This window comes from Lacrimispora sphenoides JCM 1415 (genome assembly GCF_900105615.1).
GTDB classification, from domain to species: Bacteria; Bacillota; Clostridia; order Lachnospirales; family Lachnospiraceae; genus Lacrimispora; species Lacrimispora sphenoides.
In genome coordinates this window covers 3,707,532-3,724,816 of the sequence record NZ_LT630003.1, presented here as the reverse complement: position 1 = coordinate 3,724,816, position 17,285 = coordinate 3,707,532, and the positions used below count along the sequence as shown (strand labels likewise).

Annotated in this window: 15 protein-coding genes and 1 pseudogene; 11 read left to right on the top strand and 5 right to left on the bottom strand. The window is 37.6% G+C overall.

The features are described 5' to 3' along the window. Positions 1–332: 332 nt before the first annotated feature. From BMX69_RS16920 to BMX69_RS16910, 3 genes are all read left to right on the top strand, one after another. On the top strand, positions 333–2,009 hold the full coding sequence (locus BMX69_RS16920) for a GT99 family glycosyltransferase N-terminal domain-containing protein (protein ID WP_054790243.1): 1,677 nt from the start codon (positions 333–335) through the stop codon (positions 2,007–2,009). A 421-nt stretch (positions 2,010–2,430) separates the two neighbouring features. After that, positions 2,431–3,159, top strand: a complete 729-nt coding sequence (locus BMX69_RS16915; protein WP_054790244.1) for an acylneuraminate cytidylyltransferase family protein — start codon at positions 2,431–2,433, stop codon at positions 3,157–3,159. Positions 3,160–3,608: 449 nt separating this feature from the next. Further along, positions 3,609–4,775, top strand: a complete 1,167-nt coding sequence (locus BMX69_RS16910) for a glycosyltransferase family 4 protein (protein ID WP_100042993.1) — start codon at positions 3,609–3,611, stop codon at positions 4,773–4,775. A gap of 230 nt (positions 4,776–5,005) precedes the next feature. Here the strand turns inward: BMX69_RS16910 and BMX69_RS25260 are convergent, their stop codons facing one another. The 5 genes and pseudogenes from BMX69_RS25260 to tnpA form a co-directional block, all read right to left on the bottom strand. Next, positions 5,006–5,161, bottom strand: a complete 156-nt coding sequence (locus BMX69_RS25260) for an IS3 family transposase (protein WP_242941282.1) — start codon at positions 5,159–5,161, stop codon at positions 5,006–5,008. Continuing rightward, positions 5,131–5,478, bottom strand: a complete 348-nt coding sequence (locus BMX69_RS24745; protein WP_242941281.1) for a DDE-type integrase/transposase/recombinase — start codon at positions 5,476–5,478, stop codon at positions 5,131–5,133. The genes BMX69_RS25260 and BMX69_RS24745 overlap by 31 nt, the downstream gene beginning before the upstream one ends. Further along, positions 5,441–6,022 carry an IS3 family transposase gene (locus BMX69_RS24740; RefSeq protein ID WP_242941280.1) on the bottom strand — a complete coding sequence of 194 codons (582 nt, stop codon included), beginning with the start codon at positions 6,020–6,022 and terminating at the stop codon, positions 5,441–5,443. The genes BMX69_RS24745 and BMX69_RS24740 overlap by 38 nt, the downstream gene beginning before the upstream one ends. A gap of 431 nt (positions 6,023–6,453) precedes the next feature. After that, positions 6,454–7,100: pseudogene (gene tnpC / locus BMX69_RS24925) on the bottom strand (IS66 family transposase); the annotation flags it as partial. Positions 7,101–7,171: 71 nt separating this feature from the next. Continuing rightward, a complete protein-coding gene (gene tnpA, locus BMX69_RS25255) occupies positions 7,172–7,405 on the bottom strand; it encodes an IS66 family insertion sequence element accessory protein TnpA (protein WP_408610345.1) in 234 nt (77 codons plus the stop codon). Between the two features lie 249 nt (positions 7,406–7,654). On the opposite strand from tnpA, the gene BMX69_RS16890 reads away from it, so the two are divergent. The 8 genes from BMX69_RS16890 (at position 7,655) to BMX69_RS16855 (ending at position 16,964) form a co-directional block, all read left to right on the top strand. Beyond that, entirely contained in the window at positions 7,655–8,089 is a 435-nt protein-coding gene (locus BMX69_RS16890; RefSeq protein WP_025230009.1) for a MarR family winged helix-turn-helix transcriptional regulator, read from the top strand. After that, positions 8,073–8,918 carry a pirin family protein gene (locus BMX69_RS16885; RefSeq protein ID WP_054790248.1) on the top strand — a complete coding sequence of 282 codons (846 nt, stop codon included), beginning with the start codon at positions 8,073–8,075 and terminating at the stop codon, positions 8,916–8,918. Before BMX69_RS16890 ends, BMX69_RS16885 begins: the two co-directional genes overlap by 17 nt. A 33-nt stretch (positions 8,919–8,951) precedes the next feature. Then, positions 8,952–9,524, top strand: a complete 573-nt coding sequence (locus tag BMX69_RS16880) for a nitroreductase family protein (protein WP_100042992.1) — start codon at positions 8,952–8,954, stop codon at positions 9,522–9,524. A 696-nt stretch (positions 9,525–10,220) separates the two neighbouring features. Further along, entirely contained in the window at positions 10,221–11,342 is a 1,122-nt protein-coding gene (locus tag BMX69_RS16875; RefSeq protein WP_100042991.1) for an ROK family protein, read from the top strand. Between the two features lie 4 nt (positions 11,343–11,346). Continuing rightward, on the top strand, positions 11,347–13,452 hold the full coding sequence (locus BMX69_RS16870) for an N-acetylglucosamine kinase (RefSeq protein WP_100042990.1): 2,106 nt from the start codon (positions 11,347–11,349) through the stop codon (positions 13,450–13,452). Then, entirely contained in the window at positions 13,453–14,946 is a 1,494-nt protein-coding gene (locus BMX69_RS16865; RefSeq protein WP_100042989.1) for a sugar ABC transporter ATP-binding protein, read from the top strand. Positions 14,947–14,960: 14 nt separating this feature from the next. Beyond that, positions 14,961–15,926 (top strand): ABC transporter permease, encoded by a 966-nt coding sequence (locus tag BMX69_RS16860; protein WP_054790254.1) that lies wholly within the window; start codon positions 14,961–14,963, stop codon positions 15,924–15,926. A gap of 27 nt (positions 15,927–15,953) precedes the next feature. Beyond that, the gene (locus tag BMX69_RS16855; RefSeq protein ID WP_100042988.1) at positions 15,954–16,964 is read left to right on the top strand and encodes a sugar ABC transporter substrate-binding protein; all 1,011 of its coding nucleotides are present in this window, start codon (positions 15,954–15,956) and stop codon (positions 16,962–16,964) included. Positions 16,965–17,285: the final 321 nt, after the last annotated feature.

The following is a 17,285-nucleotide window of genomic DNA, read 5'->3' as shown; positions in this document are numbered from 1 at the left end:
AAAGGAAATCGTTTTGCCGAAATTCATAGAAGTATATGATTTCACAAACTTAAGAATTCGTACCTGGAGTGTAGTGCTCTACTTTTTCTTGTTTTTAAACCAATCGACGTTAAATAGAGTGAATTTCACAACGTATGCTCGTTACACATATTAAGGGGTTAGGTGGCATATGAGAAGACACAAAGTTTAATGAATGTTTTTCATATTATTCTTTATTGCATTGCGAACTAAAATATTTAATAGTAGAATAAGTTTTATAATATGAATATGAAATTCTATATAAAAGTGCAAAAACAAATTAATGTGTATTAGCAGAGATGATGAGGTAAAATATGTTTGTCCCTATTATAATAACATTGGATCCTGCTGGCGAAACACCCTGGCTGTGGGTATTCCATAAAATGGCTTCTATGGGAAAGGGTTATAAATGGCCTATAGTTGCACAAAAAGAATATTTTGCTAAATATAAGACATTTGAAGTGCCGAGCATATGGAAAGAATGGTTCGATGTTCCTCTGGATAAGGAAGGTGTACTTGAAAACATCATCCCTATTAAAATTCCGGAATACATTATAAACAGTTATATAGAAAAGTATCCTTCTCAAACAGATGCATATGTAAATTCGTTTGTAGAAGAATGGTCTGAAATAGTAGAGTATTTATATAAGAGGTTAAATCAAATAGTAGTAGATGAAGGAAAATCTATTGAAGGATTAATACTATTTAGATATTATAGATGCTTTGAAAGTTTAGCAAAAAAGTTGAATGTTCCTACGTTTTACTTTGAGTTAGGATTACGAGTTCCTGATTATAGAAATACTTTTTATTGGTCAAAAAGTGGGCTGCAGGGAAAGGCCGGATTCGATGAAAGGTACACTAAATTTCATAAGGAATTTATGGTCAATCCAGTTCTGGCTTTGGATGCTAAAGAAATATTAGCCCTTTTTTTAAAAGAGGATAAATTAGACTATTTACGTATGAACATGTCTAAGGAATATGAATTTGGTATTTTTGGCGGCTATAGTATACCAATGGCTAGTACTGCTTTTAATCAGGTAACGTTAGCAGAAGAATTAATGTTGGTGAGAAAGTGGTGCTCAGATGATAAAATAATAATAAAGAAGCACCCGGGAGATCCTTTGGATGCGGCTCCTCGCTTTCCTAATATTGAGAAAGGTGAAAACACCTCTGCTCAGTTTATTCAAAAGTGTAGGCGGATTGTGTGTGCTGGATCTAACACAGCATTTGAAGCCGCTCTTTACGGGGTACCTGCATATGACTTAGGGTGGTCGCAATATTCATTTATCAGTAACTTGTCATTGAAAGAGTTGACAGATAATCTGCCAGACAAGTTAAAGTTGAGCTTTGTGGCATTTGGGTGTTTGGCGCCATTGGAATTGCTTAAGGATATTGACTATATAAGAAAAGTTATTATGTTAGATTCGGAATTGGAAATTTATAAGCTGAACTTGGAATATTATTTGAGGGATTATGGATTGACATATGAGCAGTTAGCAGAGGCCGATAACAGATTAGAGCTAATTTTAAAGTCAAGGTTGCATAAGCCGTACGAACATTTGAAACTAATTCCTAGGGGAGACCTGACTCCGTTGGCAGAACTCCAAATTGAGTTAAAGGATGTACAAAGACAATTGACCTGTTTATTAGAAAAAGAAGGCGAGCAGACTCAAATTAGTAGTAAACTGGATGAAGAATTTGAATGCATAAAAAAGAGGAATAGTAGATTAGAATCAGAATTACTACAGATTAAAGAAAAATATAGGATTCTAGAAAATGAAAATAGTATACTGCAAGTAAGCAACAAAAATAGCCTTAACGATTTGAACGTACTCAATGATTTGATCTCAGAATTGAAAATGAAGTTACAGGATATGGAACAACTATGTAGTGAAAAGGATGCACTATATCATCAGATTTTAGAATCTACTTCTTATAGGTGTACAAAGCCTTTAAGAGTATTTGCAGACTTATTTAAAAATATAGTGTGAATGAGTATAATCAAGAAGTGATACAAGATATGATTATTATATTATGCAATTTGCATTACCTATGTTTGGAAAAGAATTCTTGGAGAATTATGACCTTTTTATGTGCTTGTATGTACGGGAGTTGAAGGAGAAATAGCACAAAATTCAGCGCTTGCTGTTGCGGTATCTTAAGAACGTGCATCTCACGAAGAACAAAAGGCTGTACCGATAATGGATAAGGTAATTGCACTTTAAGGAAGATATCAGAGGATTGGGTCAATATCAAATGGTTGATTTTATATTATGAAACCTTAACTTGTGAACTTATATTACATGGATTGCCTTGAAAAATGAAAGATAGTGTAAAAAGTAATAAAAAAATAAAGGCTAATAAAGCAGGGGTCGGACATTGTACTGCCTTTGTTAAAACGGAGGAAATGTTATGAAAACTTATGCACTACTCACAGGCCGTGGTAATAATACCCTGAAAGATAAAAATATATTGGAATGCTTGGGTCATCCGGTGCTTTATTATCCAGCTAATGCTGCTCGCTATGCGGATACGATTGAGAAAATGTTTTGTAGTAGTGATGATAAAAAGATTCTTTATGAGGCTGAAAAGCTTGATCATGTTCCTATTGAGCGCCCGCTAGAGTTGGCATTACCAACTAGCCAGCATGTGGACTGCATCATACATGCTCTTGATATAATTGAAAAGGAATATGGAATGCCAGATATTCTAGTAGTTACTTTAGCAAATAATGTAACTATTAAATCTGAATGGATTGATGAATGTGTTCGTATGATGGAAAAAGATATGACGTTAAGTGCAGTTGTTCCAGTATATAAAGATAATGATCACCACCCGTTACGTGCAAAAACGGTTGATGATAAAGGGCGTTTACAGATGTATGAAAAAGGTGTCAGCGGAAAGATTTCAACAAATAGGCAGGACTTGCCTCCTTGCTACTTTCTAGCTCATAATTTTTGGGTATTAAATACCAAAATTTTATTAAATAGTAATGGAGAAGGACAAGCACCATGGGCTTTTATGGGTAATAATATTGCTCATTACCTAATTGATGAGTCTATAGATATTCATAAAGAAATTGACTTGTATATTGCTAAAGAATGGGTTAAAGAAAACTATGTTGATTTTGATAAAAATTGAGAGAAATGATATGTAAATTCAATACCTGAGATAAAGGATTGCTCTCTAAGATACCCGTAAATTATAATCTTTCAAATATATTATTAATGTTGTTGTACTAAAAAGAGAAGGCCCGTATTCGATATATTACCTTTACTTTCTTTTCTGGGCAAGGTATCGTAAATAGTATTAACTTAAAGAAAATTTGGAATTGATAAAAGACGTAAAGGTTTTACTACCTTAAAGAAATCCTTCTATAAAACATTTTTCATTAGGGTTTTAATAGAAATGTTAACGAAACCTACCTTTAGGTAAGTAGTAGAAAGACCATTTTTACGGTTAATGTTAAACCACTAGTTAAGTATTGATAGACTTCAGTGATTAAACGGGTTTTGGATTCGTTTCCACATTATTAACTGCAGAGGTAGTGTAAAATTTTACACTACCTTTGCTTAAAAGGTAAAAATCAAATGAAAAATATTAAAAAAGTACTTTTAGTCACCACTGTCAGTGGTTTCGTTCCCCAATTTGAAATGTCAAACGTCCGAATACTTCAAGACATGGGATATGAGGTTCATTATGCTGCCAATTATAATACTCCCTCTTATGGAAATGATAATCACCGTCTTGAGGGGACTGGTATTATACAACATCAGATTGATTTTGTTCGAAACCCTTTTCATCCCAAAAACATTACAATCTATAAACAACTTAAAATGTTAATGATGGCGGAGCACTTTGACCTTATTCATTGCCATACACCCATGGGAGGTGTTATGGCGAGACTTGCTGCGTGTTCTACCAAAACAGCACCGGTAATTTATACGGCACATGGGTTTCATTTTTATACGGGAGCCTCAGTGATTAACTGGTTATGCTATTATCCGGTAGAAAAATTTCTATCCCATTTTACAGATGAACAAATTTGTATTAACAAAGAGGATTATGACCGAGCAAAAAAATGTTTTCATGCGAAATGCATTGATTATATTCCTGGTGTAGGGATCAATATTGATAAAGTTCAAAAAGAAGTTGATATTGATCTTAAAAAAGAGGAGTTAGGCCTTCCTAAAAACAAAATAATCATTCTTTCTTCAGGAGAGCTGATTAAACGAAAGAATCATGAAACCTCAATCCGTGCGATTGCACAATTGAAGCAGTTTTCTAATGATTTTCATTATATCATTTGTGGTCACGGGGTATTAAGTGAGTATCTTCATGAATTAGTAGAAAAGCTTCATGTATCAGATTCCATTTCTTTTTTAGGATATCGAAAGGATATGATGGAAATTTTTCAGGTAGCTGATCTGTTTCTTTTTCCCTCTTACCAAGAAGGACTCCCAATGGCTTTGCTGGAAGCTATGGCATATGGTCTTCCGGTTGTCTGTTCCGATATTCGTGGAAATAGTGACTTGATGGGGGAAAGCACCGAACAATTATTAAATTATTGTGAAGGTGGTATTATGGTAAAAAAAGCTACTGATGTTTCTGCTTACAGTCAAGCTATTTATTCCTTACTAGAGAATAGAAGCCTTATGCAAAAAATGGGAGATTGGAATAGAATTCGTGCGAAGGAATTTGGTGATAAACAAGTCAAGGCTGCTATGGAAAAGATATATCGCAGGCTTCTGACTTGATTCATTATAAGAGTAGGCACTTATATCAAGTACTTGCGGTCTTGTCATTGTTTGCCAGGATTAATTTAACGATAAAAGTTAAAAGAGACACCATTTTTGCTGTTTGAAAATGGGGTCTTTTGACAGTTTGTTGCATTTGGGTGCTGTTACTTTATTCGTTATAAATTAGGTATGGACAGTGCACATCTCAAACAGGTCAGATAGGGGGGGCGGACAATTTCTTGGACAGCTTAAGCAGTTAATCTAAGGCTTCGTCGGTACTCCAATGGACTCATGTTTCCTAGTGATGTTTTAATCCTGGTTTCATTGTACCAGGAAAGATACTCATTAAGGATATCTATAAACTGTTCTATTGTTAGCCCTGACCAATCGCGATTGTAGAACATTTGCAGGCTGAATTGTCTGGGGAACAACCTTTCCTTGACATGGATCGCTGAAGACCGGCATTATTCATCCGGGATATCCAACCCGGCCATCGATAGTGACACCCCCGGTCTGTATGGATCAATGGATGTTCCTTGTCATTCAAAGTATCAATCGCATCATCTAGCATACTATTTACCAAACAGGCATCCGGTGTTGTGCTGATCCTCCATGCAGGAATCATTCCGTCAAAACAATCAACTATAGGTGATAGGTATACCTTTCCCGCGGGAATCGAAAACTCAGTTATATTCAGTAAGCCACTTAATATTTCGTGCATCAGCGTGAAAATTACGCGCAATAGCATTTGAAACTGCAGGTGTAATTTCTCCCTTATATGAGTTGTATTTATTTCTGCGTTTAGTCTTAACTCTTAGATCACATTCAGACATGATTTTCCGTACTATTTTTTCTGAAGCGCAGAGGCCTTCTTTAGCTAATAGCGCATGAATTCTTCGATCCCCATATCTCTTTGAGGCTTCAGCAAATAATTCTAAAATACGGGCACGTAATTCTGCATATTTTGTAGGGGCCTTAATCTGTTTTAACTGGTAATAATAGCTACTCTTCGGCATACCAAATTTCTGCAGAAGCAGTGGCAGTGAATATTTATCTTTCAGGACGCCGATTATCACTGCCTTCTCTCGGTTCTTGAGAGCTGTCATATCGACGCCTGGGTCTTTTTTTAAGACTTCAAGTGTCTCCTTTAGAATATCCATTTCCAATTGCATATCCTGCATTTGAGATTTCAGCTGCTCAACCTCTATGGAAGAGACAGGTTCTCCTTTGGGTAGTTTGCCGCGGGGATCATCACCAGTATTCATAAGTGCGGTAGCTCCTTTAAGAATGTACTTTTTCCGCTATGTATAGATACTTGCTCTACTATAATCGATTTCTTCTGATACTAATTGTACATTCTCACCCAGTTCAAAGCAGCGATGAATTGTTTCAAGTTTAAGATTGAGAGAGGGATGTCTCGGATGATCTGGCGTATTATTATACTTTCGTCTGGGAGTTTTGTTGCCAGGCGGGTAATCACGTTCGAAAATTCAGTCATAAAGCCTCTGTCGAGTTGGATATCCTAATTTACGAATGACTTTACTAATAGATTTACACTGGTCATAAAGTTGTAATGCTTTTTTTCTTTGATACTTTGAGTACATTCTTCGTTACTCCTTTCGGAGTCCCACTAGAGTCCAACTTTATGTCCGCGCCCCCTCATCACAGGATCAGATATACTAACCGATCCTGAGCATTAACGTTTGCATTCATTTTGTACATCTTCTGACCAGGGCATCAAGTAATCGAGGTCTTCCGGATGATTTGTCCAGTCTGAGTCTGGCATGTAGATTAAATACTGTAAGTAGGTGTATATGTTAAGTCCATTTGCTTTTGCGGTCTCTACGATACTATAAATAGCAGCTGATGCACTTGCACCTCTTGGTGTGTCTGCGAACAGCCAGTTCTTTCGTCCTACTGCAAATGGACGAATCGCATTTTCCGCTGTATTGTTAGAAATGGAGCATCTTCCATCGAGAAGATAGTTCTCCATATATGATTTCTGATTCTGTTCGTAGGTAACAGCTTTTCCTAAAGCAGACCCCTTAAGGACAGATAAGTTATCAAGCCAGCACCAATAAGCTTCCAGAACTGGTTTTTCCAGTTCAAGACGCTTGCAGAATCTTTCTTCCGAAGAGAGTGATTTCAGTCCCTCTTCGATTTTAAAAAGCTGGTTGCAGTAATCCCTTCCAATCTCTGCATTGGTCAGCGGAGCATCCACTGCTTTCTTACTAGGAATTGCTTCACAAACTTCCTTCGCAGATGCGCCCAGCAGCTACACCGGGTGATCCCCGAAAGTTTATTGTATCCAGAGTACCCATCGGAATGGACATATCCTTTGAAATACATAGACATCTCAGTGCAAGGAGCACTGTCTCAACAGTCTGCTGTGCTGCGCCATTGCGGATTTCCAATTATGCAGATGGAAGATGAACGATCACAGCTGCCTGCGTATTGGTGACCGAAGATTGAATCTCAAGTTTTTTAAATACTACAGGATCGGTAGTTTCTTTTGGAATCGATACAGGAAGGTTATCTATTTCCTGTTCGCGTATTTTCCGCAGATAGTAGTAATAGGATTGCTCCTTAAATCCATTCTGGTCACACCATGTTTTTACGGAAAGACAGCTTGCTTGACATTCCGCTATGGCTTTTTTTCACTGTTTAAAGTTTTTGCTTGAGTAACCTGATCCATAAATACCTCCATTCTTAGAGTTTGAAAAACTTGTAAAACTCTAATTATATGGAACTAATTATTGCATGGATCTTAACAATAAAGAAAGGCACTATTTATTGAGCGCTTACTAGATTTATATAATTATAAAATAAAAAACCTCTTGCAATTTATCTCTACATAGAGTAATATATAACTACATAGAGATAATATAGGAGAAGCAATGGCAAAGACAGAGTTAAAAATCCTAATAGGCCTCCATCGGGCCGTAAACTACATTGACCGCCAATCAACCAAAATTTTTTCAGAGTACAATCTAACCATGGGCCAATTTGCCGTATTAGAGGCCCTATACCACAAAGGAGACATGACCATCGGTCAGGTACAGGAAAAAATCCTAAGTTCCAGCGGAACCATTCCTCTTATTATAAATAACCTTGAGAAAAGAGGGTATCTTATAAGGAAAGCGGACAGCAAGGATAAGAGGCGATGCATTCTCCATATCACAGCTCAGGGACAGGAGTTGATTGGTCAGGTTTACCCAAGAAATGAAGCCAGGATTATTGAGTTAATGGCTCATTGGACTGATGAAGAAAAAGAACAATTGGCAATGTTATTAAAAAAGTATGGAGATGAGATTAATGGAGAGAAAGATTAAAAGACAGGTTAGAGGCTTTAGAACCCAGGACGGTGCCGGTGTAAACCTGGTCAGGGTATTAGGACATGAAACAATGGAAGAATACGATCCCATTTTGATGCTGGATTCCTTTGACAGCACAAATCCCGATGATTACACAGCTGGATTCCCCATGCACCCGCATAGGGGCATTGAAACAATCAGTTATGTATACCGCGGGCAGATGGTTCATAGGGACAGTTTAGGAAATGAAGATTCTATCTCCGACGGAGAAGTCCAGTGGATGACAGCAGGTTCCGGAATCCTGCATGAAGAGAAACTACCTGCATCAGAACGAATGCTTGGAGTACAGTTGTGGCTGAATTTACCATCAAAGGATAAGATGACCGCTCCTTCCTACCACAGCATAAAAAATGATGAGATTGAAGAGATTAATCTTGAAAATGGAAAGCTGAGACTACTTGCCGGGCAATATAAGGACAGTAACGGATACATGGGCAGATATCTTCCTCTGGATTACTACGATATCCATCTTGATCCCAACGCTTCCATTTCCATAGATACGGATCCAGACCGCTTGGTTATGATCTTTACCCTGTCCGGAGAGGTTTCTGTCGGAGGAGAACTGGTAAGAGAGAAGACAGCAGCAAAGCTTACCTCTGGAGACAAGGTCGAGTTAAAAAGTACTGAGAAGAATGCCCAGGTGTTATTTATAAGCTCAGAGCCATTAGGAGAGCCTATCGCCTGGGGAGGTCCCATCGTAATGAATACGAAAGCTGAATTGCAAAAAGCTTTTACAGATCTGGATCAGGGAACATTCTTACAAAAGAAAATGTCATATGATAACTAATAAAATATTATAATTAGATCAGGAGGATTTAAAATGGGCATAATTGAATCATTGGAAAAGAGAAGAAGCTATTACAGCATTAATAAAGAACTTCCCGTTGATACCGGAGAAGTCATTGAACAAATTGAAAAATTAACAGAATTGGTACCTGATGCTTTTAACATGAAAAGCTCCCGCGTTGTTGTGGCGTTAGGAGAAAAGCAGGAGTTATTATGGGACGCTATCTATGACGCTTTCGAAGGCCAGGTCCCAAGAGAAAAAATCGACAGCTTTAAAGCTGGGGCAGGAACAATTCTTTATTACTACGATCAGGAGGTCGTAAAAGGATTACAGGGACAGTTTCCACTGTATGCGGACAATTTTCCAGCCTGGGCGATGCAGTCCAGTGCAATGCTTCAAATAAGCATTTGGAGCGGGCTGCGGGAATTAGGGATCGGCGCTTCCTTACAGCACTATAACCCGGTTATAGATCAGAAGGTCCGGGAACTGTTTGATTTGCCGGAAAGCTATTTGCTGATTGCCCAAATGCCTTTCGGAGGAATTGTAAATGAGCCTGATTTAAAAGAGAAGGAAGACATCACCAAAAGGGTTCAAATCGAAAAATAATAATTAATTTCCATTTCTAATTTGGAAAATAGGGATGAACGGTACCCAGATAGCAGAACACCAAAAGAGGCTCTCTCTTTTAGTGTTCTTGACTAGGGGTACCGTTTATCTTTTTTTCTTTCACCTTTTCAGACTAACGTTTAAAGTTCATCATAGCAGCACGTCACATTATTGTCTAAAATATTCTCAAAAAATATATCTATAGCATAACTACCTTCTCCCTCATCCTTAATAGCAGGGTATTTTCGGACTCATTCCGGCAGTAAAATGTTGAAAGACAAAACGGCTATGGTTTTTACTCCACAGAAGAAGGGAACAGTATAACCGCATTTCATATCTTATTGGTTATGCTGATTTGTATTCCATTTAGGCTTTAATAAACTACATAACATTATGCTCACCGTAATATGAACTGCCTACCAGATGGGAGCCGATGAGGATGACGTAAAGGTATAGAAGGCGGACATCATTTTTCTGACTGAAGCGTCTTAAGAATCTAATATGATAAAACAAAGCTGTTAAAAACAATCATGAAGAAAGTAAAAATGATTGTATGTACTGCACAAGTAATACAATTAAAATTAGAATATTTTGTACAAAAATATTAATACAAGTTGACAAAAGTAATCATAATTGCTATAATTAGAGTAAATTAATTAATAAAGTTTATAAAGTAAGTACAAGGCGGATTAAATTATGGGCGAGATGGTTGGAAAACCAGGTGTAATAAAATTATTAAATAAAGATGTAGTAGAAGGAATTATTCGAAGCAATGGTCCAATCACAAAACCAGAGATAGCCAAACGGTCACAGCTAAGTCTGGTTACTGTAAATAAAACAGTTGCTATACTGATTCAGGAGGAAAAAGTAAGAGTCAGTGGAGCCAGCGAATCCACCGGTGGCAGGAGAGCAATGTTCTTTGAAATTAATAATGAAGCAAATTATTATATCGGTCTTTATTATTATAAGAATCATTATATTGGAGCCATTTCAGATTCCATAGGTGAATTAATTTATGTGCATGAATTTCCTACCAGAGTGGATGTCTATGAAGAGGTCATGGAAGATACATATGCAGCACTGGACAGTCTCATTGAAAAGTGCGGTGATCATATGATAAAAGCAATAGGAATCGGTGTTCCTGGAGTTGTAAAGGAAGGTACCATTACCAATATTCCCAATATCCCTTCCTGGGAAGGGAAAGATATTTCTGGTATTTTATCAGATAAATATCAGCTTCCGGTTCTGCTTGAGAATGATATTAATCTGACTACATTAGGAATTTATAATACAGAGTATCAGAATAATAAAGTCAGAAACATGGCTTTGATTTACTTGGATCAGGGAATCGGATCAGGATTTATCATTAACCAGTCGCTGTTTAAAGGTTCCAGTAACTTTGCCGGAGAGTTAAGCTACATACCGGTAAAGCAGCATTTTCCAATAAAAGGAAAGGTTACCAGATATACAGGTAACTTTGAAACACAAATATCATTAATCACTGAGGCAATTGAACAATCCTCCGGGTTGTCTGAGCAGGGGCTGTATAAAGAAATGCTGATTCGTACAATTGTTGAAGGCCTATTAAGTGTTATCTGCGTTTTGAACCCTGAAATCATCGTGATGAAGCATAGATGTCTGACAGAACATGATTGTCAAAAGATAGAGCGGGAGCTGGCAGAATGGGTGGATGAAAGCAATGTTCCCTCCATAATAAATGCGGCAGATTTAAGAAAAAGCAGTATTCAAGGTGTAATTCGTATGTGCATTAGGGAAAGTACTTCTTCCTATTCATTATCTAATAAAAAGCGAGGTTAATAAGATGAAATATTTATTATCAGTAGATGGGGGAGGAACTAAAACAGAATTTTATATCAGTGATCTGCAAGGGAATATGATAGATACTTTTACAACTGGATCCACTAGCATCAAGTCAGTAGGAGGGGATAAAGCCTATGACCAGCTAAGAGCAGGGATTGAACGGCTAAAAGAGACATATAAAATTACGCCTGATGATATCTTGATGGGAGTGTTTGGAATGTCAGGATGTGATTCGGATAATGATTATCAGATGATTCTTGATCGGATTTTAAGTCTGGGATTTACAAAAGACAATGTTCATTTATGCAACGATGGAGTACTGGCATTTTATGCACAGACGCAGGGACCGGGAATTGTAGTGATTGCAGGAACTGGTTCAATCGTAATCGGAATAGATAAACAGGGAGAGGTCAGACGTTCAGGAGGCTGGGGTTACCATTTCAGTGATATTGGATCCGGCTATTGGATCGGATGTGAGTTATTAAAGAGAACTCTTCTTTATTGTGATAACTGTTATCCATATGTACCTGTATTTGAACAGGTCAGAGGCTATTTCCAGGCGGAGAGTTATACAGATCTTCCATATACTGTGACAGAAATTAAGGATATTAATCAAATTGCAGGTCTGGCTTATGAAGTTGTAAAAGCAGCCGAGGAGCAGGATGAATTATCCATTAACATATTAAAAGACGGAGCCAAACAATTGGCTGGTCAGGTTGCGGGCATGGTAAAACAAATGGATTTATCAGAGGCCTCAAAGATTGTTTTCTCAGGCGGAGTATTAAAAAGCAAGATCTATCAAGACATGCTTGCGTCAGAAATCAGACAATTAATTCCTAATCAGGATATTCAGTTTTATATCCAGAAGAATAAGCCATCCTTTGGAGGGATAAAGTTAGCACAGAGGCTGCTGGAGAAGAAAAAAGAAATTGTCCTGCAGGTATTTACCGGAGGATATTTGAATAAAGAGACTACATATGAAGAAGTGGAAAGCAAATTAAAACCATTACTGGATAAAATAAGGGTCACAAAGGTAATTATCGGTTGGTCTGATGATGAGGAACTATATAAAAAGATAAAACTACTGGTACATAAATATCAGGCGGAATTATATCTATGGATGCCAGTTTTTTCAGAGACAGGATTGCTGGAACCGGTAAGTTTCCTGCAGGATTTTCGGGGTGAGGAAGTAAAAAGTTACCTGTTGAAAGACGGAGAAAACTTCGAGTTTTATTGTCCTAATATAAAACAAAACAGAGAGAGTGTCAAACATATTTATGAAAAATATTTTAGTAAAATAGGCTTTGATGGAATATTTTTAGATAAAATCAGGTATTCTTCCTTTTCCAATAAAATCACCGGAGTGTTTAGCTGCTTCTGCCCTGAGTGTATGAAAAAGTATCAGGAAAGACAACTGGACGTTAATGAATTACGTATAGAGATGGACAAAGTTATTAATGGGCTGGAGGGTTATGGCAGACACCCGTTAAAATGCTTAGCTTATGAAGATGGAAGCTATCGGTTTGACAATCCGATCTGGGAAAAATTTTTCGATTGTAAAGCAGACTTTATCTATGATTCGCTAAAAGAGATTACCGGTTATTTCAGGGAACAGGGCCTAAAGATCGGCATGGATGTATTATCACCTTTTTTAGCCCATTTTACCGGACAGGATCTGTCTAGACTTAACGAATTAACAGATTTCGTGAAGCCTATGATGTATCGGATTACCTGTGCTCCGGCAGGACTTCCTTTTGAATATGACAGCTTCCTGTCAGGAACTACAAGCATGAATATCGATACGGTCAGGAGAGAGTTTAATCAACTGCTTGGAATTAAGTCAGACGGAGATAACCGGATTGATCTCGATTTTGTGAAATCTGAACTTGATGTCATGGAGCGATTAAATATACCGGTTTATTGCGGGATTGAAGTGAACAGAATTAAGGATGTTGTACCGGCAGATCCGGAATATATAAAAGATACTATTAATAGTCTGTCTCAAACCAATATGAAAGGCTTTGTGTTATCCTGGGATATTCTATCGGCACCTGAAGAAAATATTGAGGCAGTCTACCATTGCTTTGGAGGCAGGGGTGAAATGTAAATGAATCGGATATTAGAGATGAAGCACATATATAAAGATTTTGGGGCTGTAAAAGTGCTGAATGATATTGACTTCTCACTGGGGAAAGGTGAGGTCAGAGCTCTTTTAGGTGCCAATGGCGCAGGAAAATCTACATTGATTAAAATACTGGGCGGTGTTCATGCACCAACCAAAGGTGAAATTTACTTAAGAGGAGATAAGATAAATTTTAAGGACAGCTATCATTCAAAGCAATCAGGCATTAGTGTGATCTATCAAGAACTAAGCCTGGTGCCAACACTATCGGTAATTGACAATATCTTTCTTGGCAGAGAAGTGGTTTCTGGCATCTTTTTAAAAAAAGAGGAGATGAAAAAAGAGTATGAAGATATTTGCCGGCGGTTTTCATTTGATATTCCTGCAAATGTGATTGTGTCTAAGCTGAGCATTGCCAAGCAGCAGATGGTAGAGATTATGAAAGCAGTTTCCTGTGATACTGAGATCATTATCATGGATGAGCCAACAACTTCACTTACTAATAATGAGAAAACAAGTCTTTTTGAAATTATAGCAAAGCTAAAAGCAGTTGGTAAAAGCATAATTTATATATCACATATTTTAGATGAGATCTTTCTGAATTGTGACAGCGCCAGCATTATGAGAAATGGCATTATGGTTGGAAGCTATGATGTAGAGGACCTTACAAAAGAAAAGATCACTCAGTTAATGACAGGTGTTGACAGCAGCAATATTGCAGGAAAAAAACAGACCTTTCATGCAGATTATACCAGTGAACCTATTTTGGAAGCCAGAAATCTTGGCCGGGGAAATGTGGTGAAAGATGTATCCTTTAAAGTTCATAGAGGTGAAGTGGTAGGATTTGCCGGCCTGGTCGGTTCTAAACGAACAGAGATCATTAATCTGATTTATGGGGTGGACCATTGTGACCGCGGTGAAATTTTAATGAATGGAACAGCTGTAAAGGTAAGATCGCCGAAACAGGCGATCCACCATAAGATCGGTTTTATTCCGGAAGACAGAAAACATCTTGGTCTGATACTGGGACAGGAAATATATAAAAATTCTACGGCCGTTCAGATTGATAAGTTTAAGACGTCAGGATTCTTAAATAAAGCAAAAGAAATAGAATTCGCTGAATTTGCAGAAAAGAAGCTGGGCATAAAAATCAGCAATGTGAAACAAAAGGTAAAAGAACTTAGCGGCGGCAATCAACAGAAGGTTGTAGTATCCAAATGGCTGAATCAGGATATGGATTTGATTATTTATGACGAACCTACCAAAGGAATTGATATTGCGGCGAAGGAAGACATTTTTCATTCGATAGAGGAATTCTCAGGACAGGGAATAGGGGTCATATTTATATCGTCCGATTTAGAGGAAGTGATCCGTGTTGCAGACCGGATACTGGTAGTCAGAGATGGAATGATTGTTAGTGAGTTGAAAAATGACAATCTTACAGTTCAGGAAATTATGGATAAGATATTTGATGTATAGAGGAGAAGGGTGATATGAAGAATAAAATGGGTGTACTGAAAAAGATGAATTTTCGGGAATATGGTGTTGTAATAGGTTTTATTCTGCTGTGTGTGGTCATCTCATTTGCAACTCCGGCATTTGCAACTCAAAAGAATATCTTAAACCTGTTACGGCAGTCTTCCATCATCGGCATAATCGCAACAGGAATGACATTTGTAATTATATCAGGAAGCTTTGATATCTCAGTTGGGGCGGTAGCTGCTTTGTCAGGTGCGATAACGATGAAACTGATAACAATGGGGAATGGGGTTCCGGTAGCAATCGCTGTTTTGGCAGCTCTTGGGATTGGTGCAGTGGTAGGACTTATTAATGGTATTGCAGTTGCCAAAATTAATGTTCCTTCCCTGATTGCAACCATGGCAATGGTAAGTGTGGTGAAAGGTTCCATGCTGATGTTTACCGGAGGGTATCCTATTACAAGAACAATTCCGGTACTGGATACCATCGGAAATGGATATGTGGCTGGGATTCCGATTCCTGTCATCATATTTGCAGCAACAGTTGCCATAGCTTTTATCATTCTTACAAAAACACGATTTGGAAGATATGTCTATTCTGTTGGGGGCAATGAAGAAGCCAGTAAATTAAATGGAATCAATGTAGACTCTTATAAAATAAAGGTATTTGTAATCAACGCAGTGTTAGCGGCATTGGCTGGGATAGTACTGGTAGGCAGAATGGGGACAGCCAGTCCTGCAGCGGGAGATGGCTATGATATGGATGCAATTGCATCGGTAGTAATCGGGGGTACTTCTGTTGCAGGCGGATCAGGATCTGTATTGAAAACAGTCATCGGAGTGCTGCTTATGAGCGTAATCAATAATAGTTTTAACTTACTCGGTGTAGATATGTATTTTCAATATATATTTAAAGGATTAATTATATTAATCGCAGTGGGAGCAGATTCATTTAGTAAGAAACGGCTGGCTTCAAGTTAAGCCCCAAAAAGAGAAGGAGAGAATATTATGAAGAAGCAAATGAAAAAAGTATTGGCACTTGGATTAGCAACGGTGATGGCAGCGGGTATAACTGCTTGTTCTGCCCCGGCCAAGGAAGAAACAGCAGCAGCTACAAAGACTGCAGAAACACAGGCAGCAGGTGAGGTAAAAGACGAGTATAAAATTGCAGTTTTACTTCCAGGCCCGACAGGTTATTTTGTAGCAACAAAAGAAGGAATTGATGCAGCAGTAAAAGAGAATAATGTGAAAATTGAATATGCAGATGCACAGTGGGATGCTTCGAAACAGCTTGCTCAGGCAGAAGATTTTATTGTAAAAGGTGTGGATTTAATTGCAATATGTTCTGTTGATTCAGGATCAGGCGAGAAGATTGTAAAATCTGCAAATGAATCAAACATTCCAATTCTGGCATTTACCAATGCAATCGGTGGAGAGGAAAGTGGACAATATGATGGTCTTGTATCTTATGTAGGCCAAAATGAAGTAAATACAGGTGCAGTAACCGGTGAGCTTGCAAAACAGCTGTTAGGTAAAGATGGCGGAAAGGCAATTCTAATTGAAGGCGTTCCGGGAACAACACCACAGATTAATAGAAAAAAAGGATTAGAACGGGCCCTGGAAGGCAGCAATATTGAAGTTATATTTAATCAGACATCTAACTGGGAAAAAGAACAGGCACTTAAAATTGTAGAAGACATGATTCAGAAAAAAACAGAGTTTAATATTGTAATCTGTCAGGATGATAACTCAGCAACCGGGGCAGGACAGGCTTTAAAAGAAGCAGGATTAAAAGATACTGTAAAAGTTATCGGTCTGGGCGGAAGTATTGATGGCCTTCAGGCAGTTAAAGATGGTTTAATTGATGGTACCACCTATATGTCAGCAGTTGAAGAAGGGCATGTAGCGATTGAAACAGCAGTTAAATTCTTAAAAGGTGAAACAGTTGAACCTGTTACAGAAATTAAGCAGGTTGAAGTAAATAAAGATAATGTAGATACTTTTAAAGGTGAGTGGTAAGGCTGCAGAGCTATGGAGTCGTTGTATCCCTGCCTGCCAGTTAGCGAAAAGGTCTTACAGATTACAAAGTACCTCCATCACATAAGCTTCAACTGATGTAAAAACCCATGAATATCAGAATATACAATGAAATGTAATATTTAGTCGTTAAAATGTTATCAAAAGTGACCAATTTTTCACGAATTTTATCGACAATCTCTTACAGCACATATTGTACCCTGATTTATTAGTATAAATAGATGTTGTATTTTTACCTATTTTTAGAAAAAATTATGGCTAAATTATTAAAGAATGACAAAAAAATGTCGAATATTGCGATTT

Bases quoted from the DNA above. Each gene is read 5' to 3' on its own strand.
- BMX69_RS16855 (WP_100042988.1), top strand. From the start codon at position 15,954: ATGAAGAAGCAAATGAAAAAAGTATTGGCACTTGGATTAGCAACGGTG.
- BMX69_RS24740 (WP_242941280.1), bottom strand. From the start codon at position 6,022: ATGAATACTGGTGATGATCCCCGCGGCAAACTACCCAAAGGAGAACCT.
- BMX69_RS16880 (WP_100042992.1), top strand. From the start codon at position 8,952: ATGGGCATAATTGAATCATTGGAAAAGAGAAGAAGCTATTACAGCATT.
- BMX69_RS16865 (WP_100042989.1), top strand. From the start codon at position 13,453: ATGAATCGGATATTAGAGATGAAGCACATATATAAAGATTTTGGGGCT.
- BMX69_RS16875 (WP_100042991.1), top strand. From the start codon at position 10,221: ATGGGCGAGATGGTTGGAAAACCAGGTGTAATAAAATTATTAAATAAA.
- BMX69_RS16870 (WP_100042990.1), top strand. From the start codon at position 11,347: ATGAAATATTTATTATCAGTAGATGGGGGAGGAACTAAAACAGAATTT.
- BMX69_RS16910 (WP_100042993.1), top strand. From the start codon at position 3,609: ATGAAAAATATTAAAAAAGTACTTTTAGTCACCACTGTCAGTGGTTTC.
- BMX69_RS25260 (WP_242941282.1), bottom strand. From the start codon at position 5,161: ATGTTCTACAATCGCGATTGGTCAGGGCTAACAATAGAACAGTTTATA.
- BMX69_RS16890 (WP_025230009.1), top strand. From the start codon at position 7,655: ATGGCAAAGACAGAGTTAAAAATCCTAATAGGCCTCCATCGGGCCGTA.
- BMX69_RS16920 (WP_054790243.1), top strand. From the start codon at position 333: ATGTTTGTCCCTATTATAATAACATTGGATCCTGCTGGCGAAACACCC.
- BMX69_RS16885 (WP_054790248.1), top strand. From the start codon at position 8,073: ATGGAGAGAAAGATTAAAAGACAGGTTAGAGGCTTTAGAACCCAGGAC.
- BMX69_RS24745 (WP_242941281.1), bottom strand. From the start codon at position 5,478: ATGCACGAAATATTAAGTGGCTTACTGAATATAACTGAGTTTTCGATT.
- BMX69_RS16915 (WP_054790244.1), top strand. From the start codon at position 2,431: ATGAAAACTTATGCACTACTCACAGGCCGTGGTAATAATACCCTGAAA.
- BMX69_RS16860 (WP_054790254.1), top strand. From the start codon at position 14,961: ATGAAGAATAAAATGGGTGTACTGAAAAAGATGAATTTTCGGGAATAT.